Source organism: Exiguobacterium sp. s50 (assembly GCF_018618175.1).
In the GTDB taxonomy this organism is placed as follows: domain Bacteria; phylum Bacillota; class Bacilli; order Exiguobacteriales; family Exiguobacteriaceae; genus Exiguobacterium; species Exiguobacterium chiriqhucha.
Genome location: NZ_JACSLP010000001.1, coordinates 26,033 through 48,535, shown reverse-complemented (window position 1 = coordinate 48,535; position 22,503 = coordinate 26,033). Strand labels below are relative to the sequence as shown.

Genomic DNA, 22,503 nt, shown 5'->3' with positions numbered 1-22,503 from the left:
TCGCGGAACGGACGCTTGTTTTGATTTATTCGTTACACGTTGGTCGGTAACTTGGCTTTTGCTTCGCTCAATTGCGTACGGACGGAGTCGAACCCTGTTCCGCCGTAGCTGTTGCGACGTTTGACGGCCGTCACCGGAGAGAGTGCCTCGTACACGTCCTGTTCAATCAATCCAGAGTGGGCATGATACGTCTCAATCGGCAGCTCCGCCAAATACAGACGATGATCGATACAGTAGCGGACGAGTGTCCCCGTCACTTCATGCGCCTCCCGGAACGGCATGCCTTTTGCCGTCAAATAGTCGGCGAGCTCGGTTGCGTTCGAAAAATCGCGCTCGGTCGCTTGTTTCATCGTGTCCGTGTGGAACGTCATGTCTTGAATCATGCCGGCCATGATGCTGAGGCTCCCTTGGAGCGTCTTGACGGTGTCAAACATGCCTTCCTTGTCTTCTTGCAGGTCTTTGTTATAGGCGAGCGGCAAGCCTTTCATGATGGTCAGAAGCCCCATCAGATTACCGACGACCCGTCCCGATTTCCCGCGGACGAGTTCGGCCATGTCCGGGTTCTTCTTCTGAGGCATCATGCTCGATCCCGTCGAGAACACGTCAGAGATCGTGATGAACCGATACTCTTCACTGCTCCAAAGAATCAACTCCTCGCAGAACCGTGACAAGTGCATCATGAGGAGCGACGCGTTCGATAAAAATTCCAAGATGAAATCACGGTCGCTGACGGCGTCCAGGCTGTTTGGATACACGTTGGCGAAGCCGAGCAACTCGGCCGAACGGTGGCGATCGATCGGGAACGTCGTCCCAGCGAGAGCCCCGGCACCGAGCGGGCTCATGTCGATCCGTTTCAAGCTGTCACCGAAACGCTCCTTGTCGCGCTCGAGCATCCAGAAGTAAGCGAGCAAGTGATGGGCGAGCGACACCGGCTGGGCCCGTTGCAAGTGCGTATAGCCCGGCATGATCGACTCAACGTTTTGAGCGGCGTGGTCATAGAGTGCCGTCTGCACGGCTTCAATCCCTTCGATTGTCTCGAGGACGCGGCGCTTCAAATAGAGGTGCATATCGGTCGCGACCTGGTCGTTCCGGCTACGGGCCGTGTGCATCTTTCCAGCGACGGGCCCGATCTCTTCATGCAACAACGCCTCGAGGTTCATATGAATATCTTCATGGAAGACGTTAAACGTCAATTCGCTCGCTTGTGCCTTCTTGGCTAGGGTCTTCAGACCAGCGACGATTTGCGCGACTTCATCTGCTGTCAAAATATGTTGCTCCCCGAGCATCGTCACGTGGGCGATGCTCCCTTCGATATCTTCTAACACGAGCTGGGCGTCGAAATGAATCGAGGCACCGAACTCGTCGACCCATTCACTGGCCGTCTGTTCGAACCGGCCGCCCCATAGTTTACTCATGCACCATCGTTCCTTTCTCTGCGAGCACTTCCGCTTGCACTTTCGTCGGCAGCCCCCAAAGTTTGATGAAGCCGACGGCCGCTTGCTGGTCGAACGTGTCGGCTGACGTGTATGTCGCGAGGTGCTCGTCATAGAGCGAGATCGGTGACTTCCGTCCGTCGACGATGGCCTGTCCTTTGAATAGTTTCATCCGGACCGTACCGGTCACCGTCTGTTGCGTCTCATCGATGAAGGCGAGGAGTGCTTTCGTCAATGGTGAGTACCAGAGACCGTTATAAATCGTCTCTGTCAACTTCTGTTCGACGATCGGTTTAAAATGGGCGACTTCCCGGACGAGTGTGAGCGCCTCGAGCGCCTGGTGTGCGGTGATGAGCGTCATCGCGCCCGGTGCCTCGTACACTTCCCGCGATTTGATGCCGACGACCCGGTTCTCGATATGGTCGATTTTCCCGATGCCGTGGGCCCCGGCGACGATGTTCAACTGCTCAAGAATGGCTGTGAACGTCGCCGCTTGTCCATTGATGGCGACCGGTACACCGGCGTTGAATTCGATTTCGACATAGGTCGGTTCGTTCGGTGTGTCTTCGAGTTGCGCCGTCAATTCATAGGCGCTCGCTGGTGGAGCGGCCCAAGGGTCTTCGAGGATGCCGCATTCGACAGCCCGGCCCCAAATGTTTTGGTCGATCGAGAACGGTTCTTCTTGGACGATTGGGATTGGGATACCGTGCTCGGCCGCATAGGCGATCTCTTCTTCCCGCGACCATTTCCACTCCCGGACCGGGGCGATGATTTCAAGCGACGGATCGAGCGCATGGATCGACACTTCGAACCGGACTTGGTCGTTCCCTTTCCCCGTGCATCCGTGAGCGACGGCGATGGCACCTTCGGCTTGTGCGACCTCGACTAGCTTCTTCGAGATGAGCGGGCGCGATAGGGCAGAGACGAGCGGATAGACGCCTTCATACATAGTATGTGCCTGCATCGAGTAACGGGCGAAATCGTTGACGAATTCATCGACCGCATCGATGACGACCGATTTGACGGCCCCGACTTTGAGTGCTTTCTGTTGAATGCGTTCCAAGTCTTTTCCTTCGCCGACGTTCAAACAGCAGGCGATGACGTCATACCCTTGTTCATCCAACCATTTGATTGCGACCGATGTATCAAGTCCACCTGAATAAGCTAATACGAGTTTTTGTTTCATTTCCTTACACCCCTTATACATAATTATTCATCTGTATTTATAAATATACGAATTACTCTAACGTATGCTTCGCCGTAAAGCAACCTTTTTGGCGAAAAAAAAAAGAATCACTTGTGAAAGTGATCCTTCATTGGACGATTTCGAGCTCTGGCATCCACTGCGACATATGTTGGCTCGTGGCCTCGAACAGCTCCGGCTTGGCCGACTGTAACGGGACGACCTCGAACGGACCGTCGGCACTTGTGCGGCGGGTGAACGTCGGATAGAACATCGGGTTGGCGAGTTCGAACGTCGTCTCATCCGCCTCGACCGTCTTGACGACATCGATGCCGACGATGCCACCTGTATTCCGGTCGTCCCCTTGTTGTCCGGACAGGAAGTTGCCGAGCGAGTAGGCGACGAACGTCCGATTGCCTTCGGCGCCATCCACCCAGGCGACCGGTTGGAGGACGTGGGGATGGTGGCCGATGATGAGATCGACCCCGAGGTCGGACAGTTGTTGGACGAGCGTCTGTTGCGCCTCGTTCGGGACCGTCTCGTATTCGTTACCGAAATGAAGCGAGACAACCGTGATATCGGCCGCTTGCTCGGCCGCTTCGATTTCAGGGGTCATCGCCTCGAGATCAATGTAATTGACGTGATACGGTTGTTTCGGAACGACTCCATTCGTCCCGTACGTATAGGCGAGAAAGGCAAATGAGATGTCATTCTCGGTCAGCGTCCGAAGCTCGGACTTGTCCGCCTCCGATAAGAATGAACCGGTGTACGGCATGCCGATCTCGTTCCAGTGCGCGATTGAATTCTCGATGGCCGTGACACCCCGGTCGAGCGTATGGTTGTTCGCCGTCGTTACCAAGTCGACGCCAGCGTCTTGGAGCGCATCGCCGACCTCATACGGACTGTTGAAGGCGGGATAACTCGATAAACCGATTTCACTGCCCCCAATCATGCTCTCTTGGTTGGCGATGGCGATGTCGGCCTCGGTCAAAATCGGAGCGATCGGTTCGAAGGCGGCGGTGAAATCATAGCCGTCTCCGCGCTTGGCGGCATTATACACGCTGTCGTGCAATAAGATATCGCCAATCGCATAGAGCGACGTCGTCGTCACGACGGGTTCTGGCTCTTCAGGAACAGGGGCCGGGGCTTCCGCCTCCGCCTCTGTCTCTGGTGCCGGAGTCTCCGTTTGCTCCGTAGACGTCTCGACGTCAGCGGTCGCACAGCCGAACAGAAAGAGGAGGGGCAAGGTCAACATGGCTTGTTTATACGGGATTACTCGTTTCAACGGACGAGTCACTTCCTTTCGTGTGATCCAAACTGGTCTACTCAAGTCATTCGCCATGGAAGAAGAATGTCCTTGTCAGGGCACAAGAAAAAAGTGCCAGGCTATAGTAGCATGGCACTCCGAGTGTTAAATCCGTTCTGTCTTCAAGATGTGTTCCATTTCCTCGAACTCGTTCGTGATCGTCGTGCTCGGTGGCGGTGTCAGCAAACTGACGACATAAATGGCGAGGCTCGACAAGAAGAAGGCAGGAATCATCTCATATAGCTCGCCGAAGGTCCCGAACCAATCGGCAGCAACGTTTTTCCAGACGATGACGATGAACGCACCGGTCAACATCCCGGCCAGCGCGCCTTGACGCGTCGTCCGTTTCCAGAACAGGCTGAACAGGATGAGTGGACCGAACGATGAGCCGAATCCGGCCCAGGCATATCCGACCAAGTTCAAAATCGTGTCATCCGCCCCGAACGCGAGCCAAATCGAAATGAGCGAGACGAGGATGACGGTAATCCGTCCGACCATGACGAGTTCGCGGTCGCCGGCGTCTTTGCGGAAGAACTTCTGATAGAAATCAGTCGTCGCCGCACTCGATGAGACGAGGAGCTGTGACGAGATCGTCGACATGATGGCTGCAAGCAAGGCTGCGAGCAACACACCGGTGATGAGATCGACGAACAACAAATCAGATAGATTGATGAATATATTTTCCGGATTGTCGATTTCTAGCCCGCGCTGAGTATAGTAGGCGAGTCCGAACAATCCGGTCGCCATGGCCCCGACGACGGTGAACAACATCCACGAGATGCCGATACGTCGTGCCTTCTTGATGTCTTGCAACTTCTCGATGGCCATAAAACGGACGATGATGTGTGGTTGCCCGAAATAACCGAGACCCCAAGCGAAGAGCGAGACGATGCCGATAAGCGACTGTCCTGTCAATGGATCAAGTAGCGCCTCATCGATATCACCGATTGTTTGGAACGCGGCGCTCACCCCGTCAGTCGCCGTGATGGCGATAGCCGGTACAAGGATGAGGGCGAACAACATGATGAGTCCTTGGACAAAGTCGGTCCAACTGACGGCTAAGAAGCCGCCAATGAACGTATACAAAATGATAATCGAAGCCAAAATCAAGACACCGGTCCCGAAATTGATATCAAAGACCGCTTCAAACAAGCGACCGCCGGCCACGAACCCGCTCGTGGCGTAGAGCGTGAAGAAGACGAGTGTGACGGCCGCAGAGAATGTCCGCAGCGTCCCACGCGAATCCTTAAAACGTTTCTCAAAGAAATCTGGTATCGTGATGGCATCCTCTGACAAATAAGAATAAGTCCGTAAACGAGGTGCGACGAGCAACCAGTTCAAGTAAGCACCGATCGTCAACCCGATGACGATCCATCCGCTCGAGAGTCCGGTCGCGAACATCGCCCCCGGCAAGCCCATCAATAGCCAACCACTCATATCGGAAGCACCGGCCGACAAAGCCGCTACGGCCGGACCAAGGCCGCGTCCTCCGAGCATATAGTCGCCGATGCTCTCAGTCCGCCGATAGGCGATGACACCGAGTAACACCATGAGCGCCATATACACTGTAATCGAAATCAATACACCGTTCATACAACATCCCCCTCGTTCATAATGAAAACGCTTTCAAAATCTATGGATTGCACCATGACAAAATTTTGTCACAAAAATGAATGAAGTGCACGATTTTGTTTAGGGATTGACCAAATAATCAAATTATTTGGCGAAGCAAGAGGTGAGATGGTCGTTGATGAGGCCCGTCGCTTGCAGGTGGGCATAGACGGTCGTCGGTCCCAAAAATTTGAAACCGCGGCGCTTCAGGTCTTTGCTCACTTGGTGGGACAGTTCGGTCGTGGCTGGGATGTCGTCGGTCGATGCCCACTCGTTGTGAATCACCGTGTTGTCGACGAATGACCAAATGTAGGCATCGAACGACCCGAACTCTTGTTGAATCTCGATGAATCGCTTGGCGTTGTTGATGGATGCCTCGATTTTACGACGGTTTCGGACGAGACCAGGATTGGTCATCAATCGTTCCACATCCGTCTCGTCGAACGAGGCGACGGTCACGACATCAAAATTGGCATAGGCGTCCCGATAATTTTCGCGTTTCCGTAAGATGGTGATCCAGCTGAGTCCAGCCTGGGCGCTCTCGAGCGTCAAACATTCGAAATGCTTTACATCATCATGGACGGGCTTGCCCCATTCTTCATCGTGATAACGAACGTACAACGGGTCGGTGCCGCACCATGGGCAACGCGTTATTTCAGTCATGTCATGTCCTCACTTTCCTTCTAATGCTTCATTTTAACATGTTGCGACGGTTTTTGACCGGACGTGACGGGTATAGTAGGAACTATTGGAGGGTGAAGCAAATGAGAGACTGGATGATCCAGGTCATTGAACAGTTCGGTTATTTTGGCATCGCGTTCATGATTTTCATTGAGAACGTGTTCCCGCCGATTCCTTCGGAGGTCGTGCTCTTATTCGGCGGTTTTTTCGCCGTGAAGACCGATTTGATCGTCCCGCTCGTCATCTTCGCAGCGACGGCAGGCGCCATCCTAGGAGCGGTCCTATTGTACGGCATCGGACTGTATCTAGACGTCGAGCAGATTGAGAAGTGGACGAAACGGTACGGAAAATGGATTCGACTCGACATCGCCGACGTGCACCGTGCCGACGCCTGGTTCGATAAATACGGGGGATGGATGGTGTTCTTCGGCCGCTTGATGCCCGTCGTCAGGAGTTTGATTTCCATCCCGGCCGGTATGTCGAATATGCCGTTCTTGAAATTTTTGTTGCTCAGTACAGCGGGGACGGTGATTTGGAATACGATCCTCATCTATATCGGCATCCGCGTCGGCGAGAATTGGGAGTCGATTTTGAGCTATTTAGATGTATATTCGTATGTCATTTACGGTATTTTGCTAATCGGAGTCATCGCCTTTTTCATCTGGCGCAAAAAGCGGAAGAAGAAACAAGCCAAACAAGCCTCTTCATTTTAAACGGCAAGGACCGATCTTCGTGTGAAGATCGGTCCTGTGTATCTTATATTATTTGTTTGAATCATCCTTCTTCTCATCAGGTAAAACTTTTTCCAGTTTTTCTTCCGTCTTAGCGGCTAAAATTTCAGAGAAGCGGAACAAGACGATTCCGATGATGGCCGAGACGAAAATATATAGTCCGACGAACAAGTTGATCGCCCCGTTTGATAAGGCGGTGAAGAGAATCGAGAACTCCCCGCGTGGAGCGAGCGAGAAACCGGCCTCGTTGGCCTGAACTCTTGTCAGGCCATACATGCGGCCGCCGACGCGGCCGACAATCCATTTCGATAAGACGCCCCAGACGATCAAGACGAAGAAGAGCGTGTTGACGATGACGCCTTGTTCCAGGTTGATCGAAATCCCGAACGAGATGAAGAAGATTGGCAAAAACAAGTCGCGTACGGGGACCGTCAACCGTTTCAACGGACGGACATCGTGAATGCCTGCGAGCATGATGCCGGCGATGAACGCCCCGAGAATCTCGGACAGTCCGAACACCATCCCGATTCCGGCGAAAAAGAGAATCAAGCCAATCAGGCCGATGCTCGCATCGTCTTGCCGCAGCAGATGTTTGGCGATTTTCGGTTGTTTCTTGACGAAACGCGATCCGATAAAGAGTAACACACCGAAGATGAGGAAGCCGGCGAACACTTTCCCGATATCAGACACCTCGATCGGCTCATCCTGAATGATGAACGGGGCGACGGTCAAGATGAGCGGGGCGAAGATATCTTCAAAGATGAGAAGCGCCAAGACGAACTCTTTCACATCTTCATGTTTATCTGCATGCCGCTCAAGCATACGCGCGGAAATCGACGAGCTCGTCGCAAACAAGACGGCACCGATTAAAAAAGACTGGGAAAAATCGAGTCCGAACAATAGGGCAATCCCAATCGTGACCCCAAAAGCGAGCACGATGTCCAGGACACCTGCCTTCCACACCAGCTTGAGACGCTTCATCAACTCTCCGAGCGGAAACTTCAAACCGAGTAAAAAGAATAACAGGATAATCCCGATTTCGCCGGCGATTTTAAAGACCTCGTTTCCGCCCCAGAAGAAGCCGACGGCGACGCCGATGGCGATAAAGGCAAGAATACTTGGAAAGAACAATCGTTCGATGATCAGACTGAGTACGGAGATGACGGCTAGCGCTAGACCGAGCAGGACGATCATATTCAGTTCCATACGTCACCTCCTATATAGGGAACGCGTACCCGTCGACGAATCATTCTCGATTCCATTGGTATTCCATCCCGACCGATTCCGGGCGCGAATAGTCAAAGCCGAATTGACGGTACAGTCCGTCGGCCGGGATATCCGCAATCAGGCTGATGATGGCCGTCTCGTCGGCTTCCTGTAAAATCCAGTCCATTAACTGCTCCACGATCAATTTTCCGAGCCCGAGCCCTTGACAATCCGGGTCGACGACGATATCGACAAGGTGGAACACCATTCCGCCGTCGCCGACGACGCGGCCCATCCCGACCATGTGATCATCTTTATATAGACAGACGCCATATAACGTATTGGCCAGTCCTTTCACCGTCCCCGAGTCGGAACGTTTCGGCATCCCGGCGATGACGCGAAGGCGCTGATGTTCCTCCGGTGTCGGTGTCTCGATTCGTACTTCCACTTCATTGACCATATCGCTACTTCCTCTCTGTGCATAAGTTAAAATTATTTTCCCGCTATATTGAATCGGTAAACCTTGATTTCCACTTCATGTTATTCAGATAATGAAGACATGATTGACAGAAAGGGACGTGTCCATATGATAGAAGGTCAAACCATTTTACCCGCCTTACGCGATATGCGGGACCTCGAGAAGTTTGTGACGGGACCGTTCCGTGTCGGTGTGTTGCTCGAAGTGCACGTCGCCCGGCTCGATGCCGTGTTTCGATTATTGGAGGCCCACGACAAACACGTCTTCGTTCATCTTGACTTGATTCAAGGCTTGAAGGCAGATGAATATGCGACCGAGTATATTTGTCAGACGTATCGTCCGTACGGTATCATCTCGACGAAAGGCAGCGTCATTTTAAAAGCGAAGCAAAAACAAGTCAAAACGGTCCAACGCCTGTTTTTAATCGATTCGAGCTCGCTTGAGCGGAGCTATCGCCTTATTAAACGGACGCAACCGGACTATATTGAAGTGTTGCCGGGCCTCGTCCCGAAATATATTAGGGCCGTGAAAGCGGAGACGGGAATCCCAGTCTTCGCCGGTGGATTGATTTCGTCGACTGAAGAAGTCGAGGCCGCCCTCGAAGCTGGTGCGACGGTCGTGACGACGTCTGACCAACGACTCTGGACGAACGGGTAGGACTCGTTTCTATCGAATCCGGGTATGTGAGTCTCCAGGAGGGATGTATATGAAACAGATTATGATTATCACTGGCGTCAGCCAAGGCATCGGCTATGAATTGGCACGTCATTTCCGCGACACGTATCACGTCATCGGACTCGATAAAGGGGACGACCCACAGTTGGATGGCGTGACATTCCATGAGATGGATTTGGGTGACCATGAGGCGATCGCTCGCGTGTTCGCCGACATTCAGCGCCAAGTCGGTGTTGCCCATGTACTCATCAACAATGGTGGCGTCTCATCACTCGTCAAACCGATGACCGAACTTGACGTCGAGACGTTCAAACAAGTGATTGATGTCAACCTGGTCGGAACGTTCGCTTGTGCCAAAGCGTTCTTGACGTTGAACGAGGGAGCCGGATACGGGCGCATCATCAATCTGGCCTCGACGCGCTCGCTTCAAAACGAAGCCGATTGGGAAGCGTATGGCGCGTCAAAAGGTGGCATCGTGTCATTGACCCAATCGATGGCGGTCTCGCTCGCGGAGCGTCCGATTACGGTGAATGCGATCAGTCCCGGCTGGATTCACACCTCGGACGAGTCGCTCCGTGACATCGATCATGCGCAACATCCGTCGGGCCGGGTCGGCAAACCGGACGATATCGTCCGCGCAGTCGCTTATTTGATTGATGAACAGAACGATTTCGTCAACGGGCAAAACCTCGTCGTCGACGGCGGGATGACGAAGAAGATGATTTATGAGCCGTAAACGAAAAAAACGGGACCATTACCCTATGTTTTAACACGCGAAATGAGTAGATGGGACTAGGCATGGGTAAAGGATGGGGACGCTCTATGAACCCATCGAAGGAGGAATCGCCGTGCACCAGTTGATTGAAGAGGCGCTCCGATTCGCGGCCGTCCGGCACGACGGACAGTTTCGAAAAGGAACGAATATTCCCTACTTAACCCATCCCGTCGCCGTGTCCATGTTGCTCGTCGAAGACCGGCAACCGGTCCCGGTCGTGGCCGCCGGCTTGCTCCATGATTTGCTTGAAGACACGTTGACGACCCCCGAAGAGATCGAAGAACGGTTCGGAAGTGAAGTGAGACGACTCGTTGAAGCGGTGTCCGAACCCGGGAAGCACCTTTCATGGGAAGAACGGAAACGGATGACGATTCAGCACGTGCAGACGATGCAGTACGATGAAGTGGCGCTCTTGGCGGCGGACAAGATACATAATCTTCGTTCGATTCGACTCGACGTTGAGTCTGCCGGTAAACAAGTATGGGATCGCTTCAGACGTCCGCTCCGCGACCAGTCGTGGTATTATCACGAATTGCTCCAAGCGTTCAAACCGTTCAGTCAGACGACGACGCTCATCGAATCGTTCGAGACAGAGCTGAACCTATTGTTTTATGGCGTCGCCGACGAGCGGTTCGACAAACTCGGAAAACTGTTTGACGTCATTCAGCGAGGATTCCATGAAGAGGACTGGCTCCAAGAGACGTCGACGCTCTGTCAGACCGCCTATGAGTTGAATGAGACGATGCGCGAAGGCTATCGACACGGCACGGACGTCAATCAACCGGAGCTTGACGGCCTGTCCGCTCAATTGAAAGAAGGAGGACTCTGGGAACCGTTACCGCTCCCGATGCTTCAAGCGATTGAAGAACTGTCTTACCGGACGGCGATGCCAGTCGATGACGTCATTTCACATTTAAAGGTCAAATGATTGTCAAATGAGATGTAACGTGATATATTCGTCGTGAACATAAGAGGGGGAGTAGCGACCACACCTGTGGTCGATGGGTCGTCATTACGGTGCAATGCACTCGGTCCATCGAGCTTCTTACCAAGTCCGCAAGACCTTTTTATGGATGCTTTTTCGGCGTCCATAAAAATGTCTTTTTGAATTCACGAAAAGGGGAGATTTATTCAAATGGTATTTATTTATTTCATCTTGGCCGCTGCCATCACCGTGTATGCCGCCATGAAACTCTCGACTTACGCTGACGTCATCAGTGAGAAGTCGACGATGAGCGGGATGCTCGTCGGGACAGTGCTGCTGGCGGGTGCGACATCGTTGCCGGAAGTGACGACGAGTGTCTCGGCTGTCTTGATTGACAACCCGGATATCGCCATCGGTAACATGCTCGGGTCGAACTTGTTCAACATCTTCATCTTGGCGATGTTCGACCTCTTCTATCGTCAGAAGCGCATGTTCAATGAGGCGAGTCGAGATCATCTCTATACAGCTGGTCTAGGTCTCATGTTGACGCTCGTCACGATGATTGCCCTGATCGTGCGCATCGATTTCACGATTCTCGGCATCGGAATTGACGCCTTGTTGATCGCGGTATTGTACGGGATCGGGATTTACTATATCGGCAAGCGCCCGCAACAACCTGCCGTCGAGCGGGAAGCTGCACATGAGGCCGTACAAGAAATCGGCGCGAGTGCGACGAGTTCGATCACGGTCAAACGTGCGGTCATCGGCTTCATCATCGCCGCACTCGTCATCATGGGGGCGGGGACAGCACTATCGGTATTGGGCGATCAGATCGCCGTCGTCACGGGTCTCGGTTCGAGCTTCGTCGGTAGCTTCTTGATTGCCGCGACGACCTCGCTCCCGGAGGCTGTATCGGTATTTGTCGCCTTGAAACTTCGTAACGTCAACTTGGCGTTCGGTTCGATTTTGGGAAGTAACATCTTCAACATGCTCATCATCGCCATGTCGGACGCGTTTTACCAAGACGGTTCGATTCTGGCCGACGTGGCTGCGTCTCACTTAGTGACGGCGATCGGCATCACGATTTTGTCGGTGTTGGTCATGTATACGCTCCTTCGTAAAGACGTGACGTCGAAGTTCCGCTATGTCTTGCCGTCAGTGCTCGTCGTACTCGTCTACTTCGCTTCGTCTTACTTCATCTTCATCGGTTAATCTGGCACGGTGTCCTCCGAGGCACCGTGTTTTTTATTTGCCGCGGACCGAGGAATCACTTTTCATCGTCTTGGGTATAGAAGGAGGGAAGGAGGGGTGGCGATGCAAATGCATTCCGTAGAACGTTTAGATGAGTATGTCGTTTTAATCCCAGCCTATAATCCGGATCAAGCGCTTCTCACACTTGTCCGCGAGCTGAAAGAGACGGGATTTGTCCATGTCATCGTCGTGAACGATGGGAGTGTCAAGACATCCCAAACTGTCTTCGATGAGGTCGGGAAGTGGGTGACGACTGTTCTCGTCCATGAACGGAATCAAGGCAAGGGTGCGGCGTTGAAGACGGGGATTCGTCACGTCGTCGAACGATTCCCCGGTACGCATGGTGTCATCACCGTCGATGCGGACGGACAACATCTGCCGGAGGATGTAAAAAGCTTGTATGAAGCAGGGGTTCAACGGCCGCACCATCTGGTCATGGGCTGTCGTGATTTCTCGGGCGCACACATTCCGTTCCGAAGCCGATTCGGGAACCAGATGACACGTGGTGTCATGCTCGTCGGCAGCGGGCTTCGACTGAAAGACACCCAGACCGGTCTGCGGGCCGTTCCGTTGCGCTATGCGGAACAGTTGCTCGACGTGCCCGGGAACCGCTATGAGTTCGAGATGAACATGTTGACGTTCACGAAACGTTGGCAAGTCCCGATTCAACAGATTCCGATTCAAACCGTGTATGTGGCCGAGAACGCTTCGTCCCATTTTCGCCCGGTCATCGACTCGATTCTGATTTATCGCATGTTTTTAGCCTATTCGTTATCCTCGGTCGCCTCATTTTTATTAGATATCGGCGCCTATGCCTTGTTCATTTTTTTATTGAATCCGTGGTTTGAGACGACCCATGTCTTGATTGCGACGGTATTGGCCCGCATCATCTCGTCCTTATTCAATTACGTGGTGAATCGAAAAGTCGTATTCGACTCGAAAGCGAGACGGGCGATGCCGAAATACTTCGGTCTCGTCGGCGTGCAGATGGCGTTGTCGGCCGGTCTCGTCTATGTATTGTTCCTGTTGTTTCGGGACGGGGAAGTGTGGATTAAAGTGCTCGTCGACAGCCTTTTGTTCGTGGTCAGTTATTACGTCCAAAAAAGATGGATCTTTAAACGGTGACAGGCCAAGACGATTGTCTTGGCCTGTCTGGCATGCTTATGGGTCAATAGGCGAGCTTCCCGAGCTTGACCGATGTATAGCGGTGCAGTTCACGCGGGTCATGAATCCCGGTCTTCTGCATCATATCGCGCATAAGCAACGCGCAGACGCGGGCATCTTCAGCCGCATCGTGATGGATGAACGGGACGTTCAAATATTCCGCCATCGTGTTCAGCTTGTGATTCGGCAGTCGAGGATACAGTTTTCGCGACAGCTTGACGGTACAGCCGTACTCGATCGTCGGAAACGTATATAAATCATATTTGGCGATCGCTTTCTTGAAAGCGCCCATATCGAATGAGGCGTTGTGCGCCATGACGAGGTCGACATCCCGCAGCGTCGGATAGAGCTGTTCAAGCACCTCGGGTAAGGCTGGGGCGTCCCAGACGTCGCTCGGCCGGATGCCGTGGACGCGGATATTGCCTGCGTCAAAGTCTTCTTCTGGATTGACGAGTAGTTGGTTCGTCTCGATGATTTCACCGTCGACGAGTAGGCTCCAGCCGACAGAGCAGATGCTGCGACTATCGCGGTTGGCCGTCTCGACGTCGATGGCAAGAATTGAATGTGACATAATCGGTCCCTTTCTCATAAAACAAGTATAAAAAAAGTCTAACATATCGTTAGACTAAAAAGCGATTATGCGGCCACGAGGTTGCGACACGCCTCGGCACAGCGGAGACACGCTTCGGAACAACGTTGGCAATGGTCATGCAAATGGCGGCCACATTCGACGGCGCACGTGTCGCACACCTGGGCGCAGAGTGCAGCAATCGGTTTGGTGAAAGCCGAATCGGTCTCGAGCGCGTTCAAGGCGAGCGCACACACTTCCGAACATTCTTTCGTCAGCCGGATACACTCGGCGACCATCAATAAATCCTCTTCTTGTAAACATTTTGAGAAACAGTGATTGCTTGCCCGCATACAGTCGATGACGGCTAAAATGGTCTCTTCGACAGAGGCACGATCCATAGTAAGTCCCCCTTAGAATAATGATGTCTTACAATCATTACCCGCTACCAGGTGACTTAAACCGGGCGGAGACGCAAAAAAGTCACCCCTCAAATGAGTGGTGACTTCCATAATGGAGCATAGCGGGCTCGAACCGCTGACCTCCACGCTGCCAGCGTGGCGCTCTCCCAGCTGAGCTAATGCCCCGTTCGAAAATTATTATATCATCCTAGTAAAACATTTGGCAATGGGTATTTTTAAATTTTTTTGAACAAAGTTTAATCGGGCGTAAACGTGGGAAAATTATGGGTAATGTTATTCTACGAAAGCAGGTGTTATCTATGGAAATGATTTTACTCGCACTCTTACCTGCCTTGATGTGGGGGAGTATCCCACTCATCGTCTCGAAAGTCGGCGGCAAGCCGATTCAACAGTTAATCGGGACGACGATTGGGGCGATGGTGATGGCGGTCATCATCGCACTCGTCTTCAATCCGGAGTTCACGACGCTCGCAATCGTGACCGGCTTCATATCTGGTGTGTTCTGGGCACTCGGGCAATATTTACAGTTCCAGTCGTTCCAAATTTTAAGTGTATCGAAAGCGATGCCGATCAGCACCGGGATGCAACTCGTCGGGACGTCGTTGTTCGGGGTCATCGTGCTCGGCGATTGGAAGACGACGACCGAGTTGTGGCTCGGCTTTTCTGCGCTCGTGTTGATTATCATCGGGGCGGCACTGACGTCATACCAACAACAAAAAGATGGCGATAGCAGCAGCGCCTTGAAGAAAGGTTTGCTCGTCCTGCTCGTGTCGAGTATCGGTTATGTGACGTATGCCGTCTTGACGAACTATTTCGAGGTCGACGGCATCACGGCCATCTTGCCGCAGTCGGTCGGGATGTTCGTCGCGGCGCTCTTGTTCAGCCTGCGTGAGAAAGATGTGAAGAAGTTCGATCCGAAGACGTTCAAAAACATTTTGGCCGGTCTCGCTTGGGGGATCGGGAACTTCGGGCTGTTCGTGTCAAGCGGTGAAGTCGGCATCGCGACGTCATTCGCCTTGTCCCAATTGAACGTCGTCGTGGCGACGCTCGGCGGGATTTATCTATTGAAAGAAGAGAAGACGACGAAAGAACGTGTCTTCGTCTTTATGGGAATCGGGCTCATCGTCGTGGCCGGATTCATGCTTGGGATTGCGAAAAGCTGAGTGAATTTGTTAAAGATGGACCAGGTCGCTTGATGCGACTTGGTTTTTTAGTTGAACAGGAACACGGACTTTTATCAATAATGATTTGAAAAATGAAGAATAGGAGGTAATCTGCTCTAAACATGGAGAAAGGTGCTTGAAGCAACTTATTTCTTAGTAAGAGAAAACATTACAGAAATCTTTTTAAAAGAATTTTATTCAAATGTCGATATTAATCGTTTACTTGAAAATAATAATTTTAACTCTTTAATGTATAGAGATTCTAATTTCCTAAATGATTTTCTTGAAAACTTAAAAGAACATCGCGGAACGAGTGGTCAATTTTTTTAGGTCAAACCTTAAAACAGACGAGACGTTTATCTAATATCTAGTAACATCGGACGAGTATTTAGGTTAGGGTTGGCTAAACGTATGAATGATAATCGTTAAAAAATAATTGATTCATCAATATTCTCACAACTGAAGTACCTTGTTCGCTAAATGTGTAAAGATGCGAGTGGAGTTTTGCGGGTACTATGCCCCAGATTGAATCGATTTGAGATGATATTTCATTTAAATCAACGCTAGCGCATAAACATTCAAATTATCACTAAATTGTTTGTAGCCTCAGACTAGAATGTGTTACGTAGCAGATAACGTTTCGATAACGCGCATTTTATCGAGAAAATATGAGAAATGGTTATTAGTTATTACAAATTCAAATTCAGTCGAGAGAACCCAAATAAGATGACTCAGGAACAATATCTGGCCATCTTTGATTGAGTTTTAACTCGCTTCTTTCATTTCTTCAAATGCATTTAAAATAGAAACAACTAATTGACGGAAGTTTAGAGAATAGTGTGGAATCCATTCAAGAAAAAGAGTTCTAAGAGACGCCTGGTTAGAGGAACTTATGAATCTACATTTGGAGTTTTTTTGAGACAATTTGGAAAGAATATATCCCATGTTACGTGGACCGTCTTTACCTTTGACAAAGTATTTAAAAGCATACAACGCTTCTTGGGAATCAAAATAATCTAAATAAATATTATGTTCACATAATTTCAAATCTAATTTTTCATAATCCCAGTCAATTTCATTTAACTTATCTGTAATGAATGCATTAATCTTATCAAATGGATGAAGATTTTTTAAATTCCCATAATTACGATTCATTATTGCATCATGATTAAGTTTTCCTAAACTCTTGAATAATTCCCATTCAACATCTGTGAGCGAATTAGTTTTAGTGTGATGTTCTTTAATTAACTTAGCTTTATAAAGAGAGATAGCAGCCTTTTCATATTCAAGAACTTCTCTAAATACCTCTCCGATCTCAAAATCTTCGTAGACTTCAAAGACATGGGTGAGGTATTTCTTAAAAACTGAATCTTCAAATAGATAATTCTCTAATTCAAAAAAATCATAATAGTATACGTGTTGGTCCTCTTCCCGGTTGTCAATTAAGAAATCCCAATCTCTATCGAGTAAACATATTGCTTTACGATTCTCTTCTTTTAACTGGCTATATTTAGTCAAGGCATTCCTTTTGCCAGCCACATCATTTTCGTCATCTACTTCGGAATTTGCGCTTATTACTCTGATATATAGATTACTATTATGAAGTGAGAAATAATTCTCAAGAACTGTAATGTCATCTTTTCCTTCAACTACTAAAAAATTATCTTCCCTTCTTTTTGCATCAAAAAGCGTTTCATTTAAGATAGCGTCAACGTCTTCAATTATTCCATGTTCGACTTTTTTAAATATCATCTGTTTCACCTATAGCCCAAATATTATTCTTAAACTTATGATTTGCAATGTATGGAGAATGTGTAGCAATAAGTAGTTTGGGTTTATTTGGTAATTCTAACAGCGTAGGTATGAGCTCTAATTGCCATTTTAAATGTAGTGACAACTCAGGCTCATCAATTATTATAAGTGGACGGTAAACTATAGATTTTAATAAAGAAGAATAACTTAAAATTGTTACTAATTGTTTTTCTCCGGTTGATAAATCTTTAAAGGATTTTGATTGTGTAATAATAAATGACTTTTCATCTATATGTAAATTCAGTCGATTTTTAAAGAATTTAGTAAAATTATCTTGAAGAAAGTCGAAAGGCTTTAAAAGTGTCTCCATTTTTAACAAATGTGAACTATATAAACTTATTAGTTCTCTAATGATTTTATCGTGGTCATCTAGTCTTTCCTCAAATGCAATTTTATCCTCTATCTCGTTTTTGAGGTTAGATTCTTTTAAACTAAAATAATCTTTGATTGAGTTGTAGTCAACATTTCTAAGTTTTAGTTGATTTGCCAAATCAATTAATTTTTCTGCTGAGTCGGTGTCACTATGAACTTTTTTGTTTCTTATACGAATTGATGTGGAATCCTTACTTTGAAACGTATTCTCTATTAAAGTGCTTATCAATTTTTTTAGAACAGTATTTAGTCCCAAAGAACTTCTTTTTTGTAACTCAAAAGTGTACTTTTGGAATAATTGATCTATATCGTTATCATTAATTCCAACGAGTTTGTTATTTTCTGGTAAAGATTCGAACAACTTTGCTACCTTCTCGAAATCCATATCTACTTTACTAGTATTGTTTTGCTCTAACAAACTTAATAAGTCACTATCTATTCTTCTGTAAGTAGGAAAATAAAGAATACTATTTTTTAAGTATCTAATCTGTTTAGTTAAAACTTGTAGCTCTTCATAATAACTTATTAACTCTAGAAGAGATTCTCCATATGGGTAGTAATGCGGTAGATTTGCTATTAAGTCCTCACCTTTCACTTCATAATTAATCTCTACAAAAGGATAGATAGTTTTCTTACCTTCAAACAAATAATTAATTCCATTTACAGTTGTATACTCTATATTTAATACATTATTAGTTTTAGTTACTCTTATTTTTTTTATCCATACTAACCCTCTAACTTTTGGAGTATAGTCTTCTTTATCAAATTCAATCACGATTTCTTCGAACTTTTTATCAAATAAGGGATTAAAATCACAACTTAATATGTTATGTATTACGTTTAGTAACGTTGTTTTACCTGATCCGTTATTACCAATATAAATGGTTAAATTTTCGTCTAAGGGAAATTCGGGATGACTATTACCATAAAATTCTTTTAATTGTAGTCTCATAAAGTCCTCCAATATAATGTATTTTTATGACTTAATTATAACATTATATCTATTCTGATCTTAATTTTTATAATTAATATAAGAATTTCACAAGATAGCTAAATCTACTTAAATTCTCACCAGTACTAAAATGGTGAATTATGTAACTGATAAAAAGCGCGACCGTATCATGATGGCCGCGTCTTTTCATCTTCAATTACATGACTTAAACTTTTTCCGCCCACGCTACATCAATAAACTCATCACGTCCTGAAATAGCCCGATCTTCCTTATAATGTTTCGGATTCTTCTTATGGAAGTCTTGATGGTATTCCTCGGCCGGATAGAACGTGTCGGCAGGCAAGATTTTCGTGACGATCGGCTGTTTGAAGCGTCCGCTCGCCGCGAGCGCGTCGCGACTCTGCTCTGCTTTCACGCGTTGTTCTTCCGTATGATAGAAGATGGCCGGCGCATATTGGCTGCCGCGGTCTTGGAACTGGCCGCCGTCATCGGTCGGGTCGGTCTGAATCCAATACAGTTCGAGCAGTCGTTCATAAGCGAACAGCGTCGGGTCGAATGTGATCTCGACGACCTCATAATGCCCGGTCGTCCCTGTCTTCACTTGTTCATACGTCGGGTCATTGACGTGACCTCCCGTATAACCGGATACGATTGACTCGATGCCAGGTTGTTCCTCGAACGGCGTCACCATGCACCAAAAACAGCCGCCTGCGAATGTTGCTTTTTCCATTAATAAGTCCCCCTCATGTTCATTTCCAAAAAAAAGCGCCCATGTCATCGACATGAGCGCTCTGTCATATCGGCCAAGGCAAACTGCCTTGCTGGAAGTAGCACCTTGCCGAAGCAGGTTGCTGTGAAGTCATAGAGCCAGGTCTCTCGTTCACTCGAGATATCGATATGTAGTTGGTGAGAGCATCATACCATCAGATTTGAAGCGGCGTCAACGGTTTGGCTTGCGTCGAAGTTGGACCAAGGTGGCGCCGAGAATCAAGATGACGAGGACGATGGAGAGCGGTAGCGTATACGGGGCGTCCCCGGCATATAACTGTAAGAAGAACAAGGCAAAGACGGACAATAAGACGAGTACGTACGAACGGTTCATAGTAACCTCCCTTTTCTTTCAGTGTACCAAGTTACATATTCGTTGGCGAACGAAAACAGGAAATCATGTGGCGATAGCGAATACCATCGAGTGACCAAAGGAGGAATCTATATGACTGAACCAAACACATTTTTCGAACTCGATATCGAGACCGCCCATCGCGGATATAAAGAAGGAACGTTCACGGCGCGTGACGTGACGGCCTACTATTTGACCCGAATCGCCCAGTTGAACGATAAACTGAGAGCGGTCATTCAAGTGAACCCGGACGCCTTGTTCGAGGCCGAGGCGGCGGATCGCGCCTATCAACGAGGTGAGCGATTACCGTTGCTCGGCATCCCGGTGCTGATCAAAGACAATGTCGAGACGGCCGGATTGATGAAGACGACGGCCGGGGCCGTCGCCCTCGCGCATCACTTCGCCGGCCGGGACGCCCATCTCGTCCAAAGCTTGCGCGCGAGCGGGGCCATCATCCTCGGGAAAGCGAACTTGTCCGAATGGGCCAACTTTTTGACCGAGGGCATGCCAAACGGCTGGAGTGGGGTCGGTGGCCAGACGCTCAATCCGTATGGGGACAAGCTCGATGTCGGAGGGTCGAGTTCAGGTTCGGCGTCAGCGGTCGCGGCCAACTTGACGTTGCTCGCCGTCGGCAGCGAGACGAGCGGCTCGATTATCCACCCGAGCGTCCATAACGGAATCGTTGGTATCAAACCGACCGTCGGGTTGATTAGCCGCAGCGGCATCATCCCGATCTCCCGGTCGCAAGACACGGCCGGCCCGATGGCACGGACACTCCGGGATGCGGTGCTCGCCCTTGAGGCGATGGTCGGGGAAGATCCCGCTGACCCAGCGACGGCGCATCTTCCGGCCGGTCCGCCTTACCGGACTTGTCTCGATGAGCGGCAAGCAGTCGGGATGCGTGTCGGCGTCGTCAAGACCGATTTGTCGGAAGAAGAGCAGGTGCTCTACGACGAAGCAATCGCATTGCTGAAACAGAGCGGCATCGAGGTCGTCACCGTCGAACTGCCGTCGAAAGCAGGGCTCGACCAAGGGGATATCCTGTATCATGAGTTCAAGCTCGGAATCGAGGCGTATCTCGCCTCGACGAAGCTCCCGTATGAGACGTTGTCGGATTTGATTAACTGGAACAACAGTCATCCGGAGACGATTCCGCACGGACAGAAGACGTTCGAGAAAGCGAACGAACAATCGGGTCGCTTGATTGAGGACGCCTATTTGATGCGCCGCCTCGACGACGTCTATCACGCCAAGACGGACGGCATCGACCGATTGTTGGCCGAGCAGGAACTTCATGCGCTCGTCTTGCCGCATGACCACAATTATGACATGGCGGCGAAAGCCGGCCATCCGACTCTCACGATCCCGTATCGCTTGAAGGCGAGCGGGGCCCCGTTCGGTCTATCATTCACCGGGACGAGCTATGCCGAACGCGACTTGATTCGTCTCGCCTATGCGTTCGAGCGTCACGTGACACGTCCCGTCCCACCGTTATAAGAACGTTGCACCGGTCGTCCACGTCCGCTACAATGGTACGTATGCGGATTGAAGAAAGGACAGATAGCAATGAAACCATCTATATACGGGCTGACATTCGATCAGCTGACGGAAGCGTGCGTCTCTTGGGGATACAGCGCCTTCCACGCTAGACAAATCTGGGACTCGCTCTATATCGACCGAGTCAAGCACATCGAGGACATCTCGGTACGGGCCGAGGTACGTGAGGCGCTCGCCGCCGAATACGTCATCTCGACGCAAGACCTGTTCGTCAAACAAGAAGCGGGCGACGGGACGGTCAAATTTTTACTTAAACTGCATGACGGACACTATATCGAGACGGTGCTCATGCGTCACAAATACGGACGTTCGGTCTGTGTGACGACGCAAGTCGGCTGCAACATCGGCTGTAGCTTCTGTGCGAGCGGTCTCTTGAAGAAGACGCGCGATTTGACGGCCGGCGAAGTCGTCGAACAGATCATGACCGTGCAACATTATTTGGACGAGGTCGGGGAAGGTGCCCGCGTCAGTCATATCGTCGTCATGGGAATCGGGGAACCGTTCGATAACTTCGATAACTTGGTCGATTTCCTCCGTGTCGTCAAAGACGAACGCGGACTCGCCATCGCACCGCGTAAAATCAACGTGTCGACGAGCGGTCTCGCCGACAAGATTTACAAATTCGCGGACCTCGATCTTCGCATCAATTTGGCGCTGTCACTCCACGCCCCGAACGATGCGTTGCGGACGCAAATCATGAAAATCAACCGGGCGTTCCCGCTCGACAAGCTCATGCCGGCCATCCGTTATTACGTCGAGAAGACGAACAAACGCATCACGTTCGAATATATTCTCTTATCGAAAGTGAACGATTTGCCGGAGCACGCCGAGGAACTCGCCGACTTGATTGACGATATTAAAGACAAGTCATACGTCAACTTGATTCCGTACAATCCGGTCAACGAGCATATTCAGTATGAGCGGAGCACGTCTGAGGACATCATGGCGTTTTATGACGTCTTGAAGAAGCGGGGCATCAATACCGGTGTCCGTCTCGAGCACGGGACTGATATCGATGCGGCCTGTGGCCAGTTGCGCAGCAAGCATATGAATGTCGAAGGCGCAAAATGACAGGGACTCCTTGAATCTCATGATTCAAGGAGTTTTTTTTGTCTTCT

At 49.7% G+C, this 22,503-nt stretch carries 22 protein-coding genes, 1 tRNA gene and 1 riboswitch; of the genes, 9 read left to right on the top strand and 14 right to left on the bottom strand.

Annotated features, from left to right (window positions below; translation table 11 throughout):
- Positions 1–32: 32 nt before the first annotated feature.
- The 5 genes from argH to KNP68_RS00250 form a co-directional block, all read right to left on the bottom strand.
- Positions 33–1,415 carry an argininosuccinate lyase gene (gene argH / locus KNP68_RS00270; protein WP_029595377.1) on the bottom strand — a complete coding sequence of 461 codons (1,383 nt, stop codon included), beginning with the start codon at positions 1,413–1,415 and terminating at the stop codon, positions 33–35.
- Entirely contained in the window at positions 1,408–2,619 is a 1,212-nt protein-coding gene (locus KNP68_RS00265; RefSeq protein ID WP_029595378.1) for an argininosuccinate synthase, read from the bottom strand. The genes argH and KNP68_RS00265 overlap by 8 nt, the downstream gene beginning before the upstream one ends.
- 127 nt (positions 2,620–2,746) lie before the next feature.
- The gene (locus KNP68_RS00260) at positions 2,747–3,901 is read right to left on the bottom strand and encodes a CapA family protein (protein ID WP_021067549.1); all 1,155 of its coding nucleotides are present in this window, start codon (positions 3,899–3,901) and stop codon (positions 2,747–2,749) included.
- A 126-nt stretch (positions 3,902–4,027) separates the two neighbouring features.
- Positions 4,028–5,515, bottom strand: coding sequence for a sodium/proline symporter PutP (putP, locus tag KNP68_RS00255; protein ID WP_029595380.1), 1,488 nt, complete (start codon positions 5,513–5,515; stop codon positions 4,028–4,030).
- A gap of 123 nt (positions 5,516–5,638) precedes the next feature.
- A complete protein-coding gene (locus tag KNP68_RS00250) occupies positions 5,639–6,196 on the bottom strand; it encodes a DNA-3-methyladenine glycosylase I (RefSeq protein WP_198922696.1) in 558 nt (185 codons plus the stop codon).
- Between the two features lie 101 nt (positions 6,197–6,297).
- Between KNP68_RS00250 and KNP68_RS00245 the strand changes: the two genes are divergently transcribed.
- Positions 6,298–6,927 carry a DedA family protein gene (locus tag KNP68_RS00245; protein WP_029595382.1) on the top strand — a complete coding sequence of 210 codons (630 nt, stop codon included), beginning with the start codon at positions 6,298–6,300 and terminating at the stop codon, positions 6,925–6,927.
- 48 nt (positions 6,928–6,975) lie between these two features.
- On the opposite strand, the gene KNP68_RS00240 is transcribed toward KNP68_RS00245, so the two are convergent.
- Both KNP68_RS00240 and KNP68_RS00235 read right to left on the bottom strand, forming a co-directional pair.
- The gene (locus KNP68_RS00240; protein ID WP_029595383.1) at positions 6,976–8,151 is read right to left on the bottom strand and encodes a cation:proton antiporter; all 1,176 of its coding nucleotides are present in this window, start codon (positions 8,149–8,151) and stop codon (positions 6,976–6,978) included.
- Positions 8,152–8,191: 40 nt separating this feature from the next.
- Entirely contained in the window at positions 8,192–8,611 is a 420-nt protein-coding gene (locus KNP68_RS00235; protein WP_029595384.1) for a GNAT family N-acetyltransferase, read from the bottom strand.
- 126 nt (positions 8,612–8,737) lie between these two features.
- Between KNP68_RS00235 and KNP68_RS00230 the strand changes: the two genes are divergently transcribed.
- The 5 genes from KNP68_RS00230 (at position 8,738) to KNP68_RS00210 (ending at position 13,380) form a co-directional block, all read left to right on the top strand.
- Positions 8,738–9,286 carry a glycerol-3-phosphate responsive antiterminator gene (locus tag KNP68_RS00230; protein ID WP_029595385.1) on the top strand — a complete coding sequence of 183 codons (549 nt, stop codon included), beginning with the start codon at positions 8,738–8,740 and terminating at the stop codon, positions 9,284–9,286.
- 49 nt (positions 9,287–9,335) lie between these two features.
- Positions 9,336–10,040 (top strand): SDR family NAD(P)-dependent oxidoreductase, encoded by a 705-nt coding sequence (locus KNP68_RS00225; RefSeq protein WP_198922697.1) that lies wholly within the window; start codon positions 9,336–9,338, stop codon positions 10,038–10,040.
- Positions 10,041–10,152: 112 nt separating this feature from the next.
- Positions 10,153–11,007 carry an HD domain-containing protein gene (locus KNP68_RS00220; RefSeq protein ID WP_353048270.1) on the top strand — a complete coding sequence of 285 codons (855 nt, stop codon included), beginning with the start codon at positions 10,153–10,155 and terminating at the stop codon, positions 11,005–11,007.
- A gap of 207 nt (positions 11,008–11,214) precedes the next feature.
- The gene (locus tag KNP68_RS00215; protein WP_214756588.1) at positions 11,215–12,216 is read left to right on the top strand and encodes a sodium:calcium antiporter; all 1,002 of its coding nucleotides are present in this window, start codon (positions 11,215–11,217) and stop codon (positions 12,214–12,216) included.
- Between the two features lie 102 nt (positions 12,217–12,318).
- Positions 12,319–13,380, top strand: a complete 1,062-nt coding sequence (locus tag KNP68_RS00210; protein WP_029595389.1) for a bifunctional glycosyltransferase family 2/GtrA family protein — start codon at positions 12,319–12,321, stop codon at positions 13,378–13,380.
- A gap of 43 nt (positions 13,381–13,423) precedes the next feature.
- On the opposite strand, the gene KNP68_RS00205 is transcribed toward KNP68_RS00210, so the two are convergent.
- The 3 genes from KNP68_RS00205 to KNP68_RS00195 form a co-directional block, all read right to left on the bottom strand.
- Positions 13,424–13,990 (bottom strand): 3'-5' exonuclease, encoded by a 567-nt coding sequence (locus KNP68_RS00205; protein WP_029595390.1) that lies wholly within the window; start codon positions 13,988–13,990, stop codon positions 13,424–13,426.
- 65 nt (positions 13,991–14,055) lie between these two features.
- Complete coding sequence (locus KNP68_RS00200; RefSeq protein WP_021067537.1) at positions 14,056–14,388, bottom strand: four-helix bundle copper-binding protein; 333 nt, start codon at positions 14,386–14,388, stop codon at positions 14,056–14,058.
- Between the two features lie 113 nt (positions 14,389–14,501).
- Positions 14,502–14,574, bottom strand: a tRNA-Ala gene (locus tag KNP68_RS00195).
- 134 nt (positions 14,575–14,708) lie between these two features.
- Here KNP68_RS00195 and KNP68_RS00190 point away from each other — a divergent pair.
- On the top strand, positions 14,709–15,572 hold the full coding sequence (locus KNP68_RS00190) for a GRP family sugar transporter (RefSeq protein WP_214714842.1): 864 nt from the start codon (positions 14,709–14,711) through the stop codon (positions 15,570–15,572).
- A 765-nt stretch (positions 15,573–16,337) separates the two neighbouring features.
- Here the strand turns inward: KNP68_RS00190 and KNP68_RS00185 are convergent.
- The 4 genes from KNP68_RS00185 to KNP68_RS00170 form a co-directional block, all read right to left on the bottom strand.
- Positions 16,338–17,324, bottom strand: a complete 987-nt coding sequence (locus tag KNP68_RS00185; protein WP_214798372.1) for a DUF4435 domain-containing protein — start codon at positions 17,322–17,324, stop codon at positions 16,338–16,340.
- On the bottom strand, positions 17,314–18,708 hold the full coding sequence (locus tag KNP68_RS00180; RefSeq protein ID WP_214798369.1) for an AAA family ATPase: 1,395 nt from the start codon (positions 18,706–18,708) through the stop codon (positions 17,314–17,316). The genes KNP68_RS00185 and KNP68_RS00180 overlap by 11 nt, the downstream gene beginning before the upstream one ends.
- 205 nt (positions 18,709–18,913) lie before the next feature.
- A complete protein-coding gene (gene msrA / locus KNP68_RS00175) occupies positions 18,914–19,438 on the bottom strand; it encodes a peptide-methionine (S)-S-oxide reductase MsrA (protein WP_214798366.1) in 525 nt (174 codons plus the stop codon).
- A gap of 64 nt (positions 19,439–19,502) precedes the next feature.
- Positions 19,503–19,604: riboswitch (SAM riboswitch) on the bottom strand.
- A gap of 44 nt (positions 19,605–19,648) precedes the next feature.
- Entirely contained in the window at positions 19,649–19,810 is a 162-nt protein-coding gene (locus KNP68_RS00170; protein ID WP_029595393.1) for a hypothetical protein, read from the bottom strand.
- Positions 19,811–19,921: 111 nt separating this feature from the next.
- Here KNP68_RS00170 and KNP68_RS00165 point away from each other — a divergent pair, with 111 nt between their 5' ends.
- Entirely contained in the window at positions 19,922–21,325 is a 1,404-nt protein-coding gene (locus tag KNP68_RS00165) for an amidase family protein (RefSeq protein WP_214798362.1), read from the top strand.
- A 69-nt stretch (positions 21,326–21,394) separates the two neighbouring features.
- Positions 21,395–22,456, top strand: a complete 1,062-nt coding sequence (gene rlmN / locus KNP68_RS00160) for a dual-specificity RNA methyltransferase RlmN (RefSeq protein WP_021067532.1) — start codon at positions 21,395–21,397, stop codon at positions 22,454–22,456.
- The last annotated feature ends 47 nt before the right edge of the window (positions 22,457–22,503 follow it).

Bases quoted from the DNA above. Each gene is read 5' to 3' on its own strand.
- argH (WP_029595377.1), bottom strand. From the start codon at position 1,415: ATGAGTAAACTATGGGGCGGCCGGTTCGAACAGACGGCCAGTGAATGG.
- KNP68_RS00265 (WP_029595378.1), bottom strand. From the start codon at position 2,619: ATGAAACAAAAACTCGTATTAGCTTATTCAGGTGGACTTGATACATCG.
- putP (WP_029595380.1), bottom strand. From the start codon at position 5,515: ATGAACGGTGTATTGATTTCGATTACAGTGTATATGGCGCTCATGGTG.
- KNP68_RS00250 (WP_198922696.1), bottom strand. From the start codon at position 6,196: ATGACTGAAATAACGCGTTGCCCATGGTGCGGCACCGACCCGTTGTAC.
- KNP68_RS00245 (WP_029595382.1), top strand. From the start codon at position 6,298: ATGAGAGACTGGATGATCCAGGTCATTGAACAGTTCGGTTATTTTGGC.
- KNP68_RS00240 (WP_029595383.1), bottom strand. From the start codon at position 8,151: ATGGAACTGAATATGATCGTCCTGCTCGGTCTAGCGCTAGCCGTCATC.
- KNP68_RS00235 (WP_029595384.1), bottom strand. From the start codon at position 8,611: ATGGTCAATGAAGTGGAAGTACGAATCGAGACACCGACACCGGAGGAA.
- KNP68_RS00230 (WP_029595385.1), top strand. From the start codon at position 8,738: ATGATAGAAGGTCAAACCATTTTACCCGCCTTACGCGATATGCGGGAC.
- KNP68_RS00225 (WP_198922697.1), top strand. From the start codon at position 9,336: ATGAAACAGATTATGATTATCACTGGCGTCAGCCAAGGCATCGGCTAT.
- KNP68_RS00215 (WP_214756588.1), top strand. From the start codon at position 11,215: ATGGTATTTATTTATTTCATCTTGGCCGCTGCCATCACCGTGTATGCC.
- KNP68_RS00210 (WP_029595389.1), top strand. From the start codon at position 12,319: ATGCAAATGCATTCCGTAGAACGTTTAGATGAGTATGTCGTTTTAATC.
- KNP68_RS00205 (WP_029595390.1), bottom strand. From the start codon at position 13,990: ATGTCACATTCAATTCTTGCCATCGACGTCGAGACGGCCAACCGCGAT.
- KNP68_RS00200 (WP_021067537.1), bottom strand. From the start codon at position 14,388: ATGGATCGTGCCTCTGTCGAAGAGACCATTTTAGCCGTCATCGACTGT.
- KNP68_RS00190 (WP_214714842.1), top strand. From the start codon at position 14,709: ATGGAAATGATTTTACTCGCACTCTTACCTGCCTTGATGTGGGGGAGT.
- KNP68_RS00185 (WP_214798372.1), bottom strand. From the start codon at position 17,324: ATGATATTTAAAAAAGTCGAACATGGAATAATTGAAGACGTTGACGCT.
- KNP68_RS00180 (WP_214798369.1), bottom strand. From the start codon at position 18,708: ATGAGACTACAATTAAAAGAATTTTATGGTAATAGTCATCCCGAATTT.
- msrA (WP_214798366.1), bottom strand. From the start codon at position 19,438: ATGGAAAAAGCAACATTCGCAGGCGGCTGTTTTTGGTGCATGGTGACG.
- KNP68_RS00170 (WP_029595393.1), bottom strand. From the start codon at position 19,810: ATGAACCGTTCGTACGTACTCGTCTTATTGTCCGTCTTTGCCTTGTTC.
- KNP68_RS00165 (WP_214798362.1), top strand. From the start codon at position 19,922: ATGACTGAACCAAACACATTTTTCGAACTCGATATCGAGACCGCCCAT.
- rlmN (WP_021067532.1), top strand. From the start codon at position 21,395: ATGAAACCATCTATATACGGGCTGACATTCGATCAGCTGACGGAAGCG.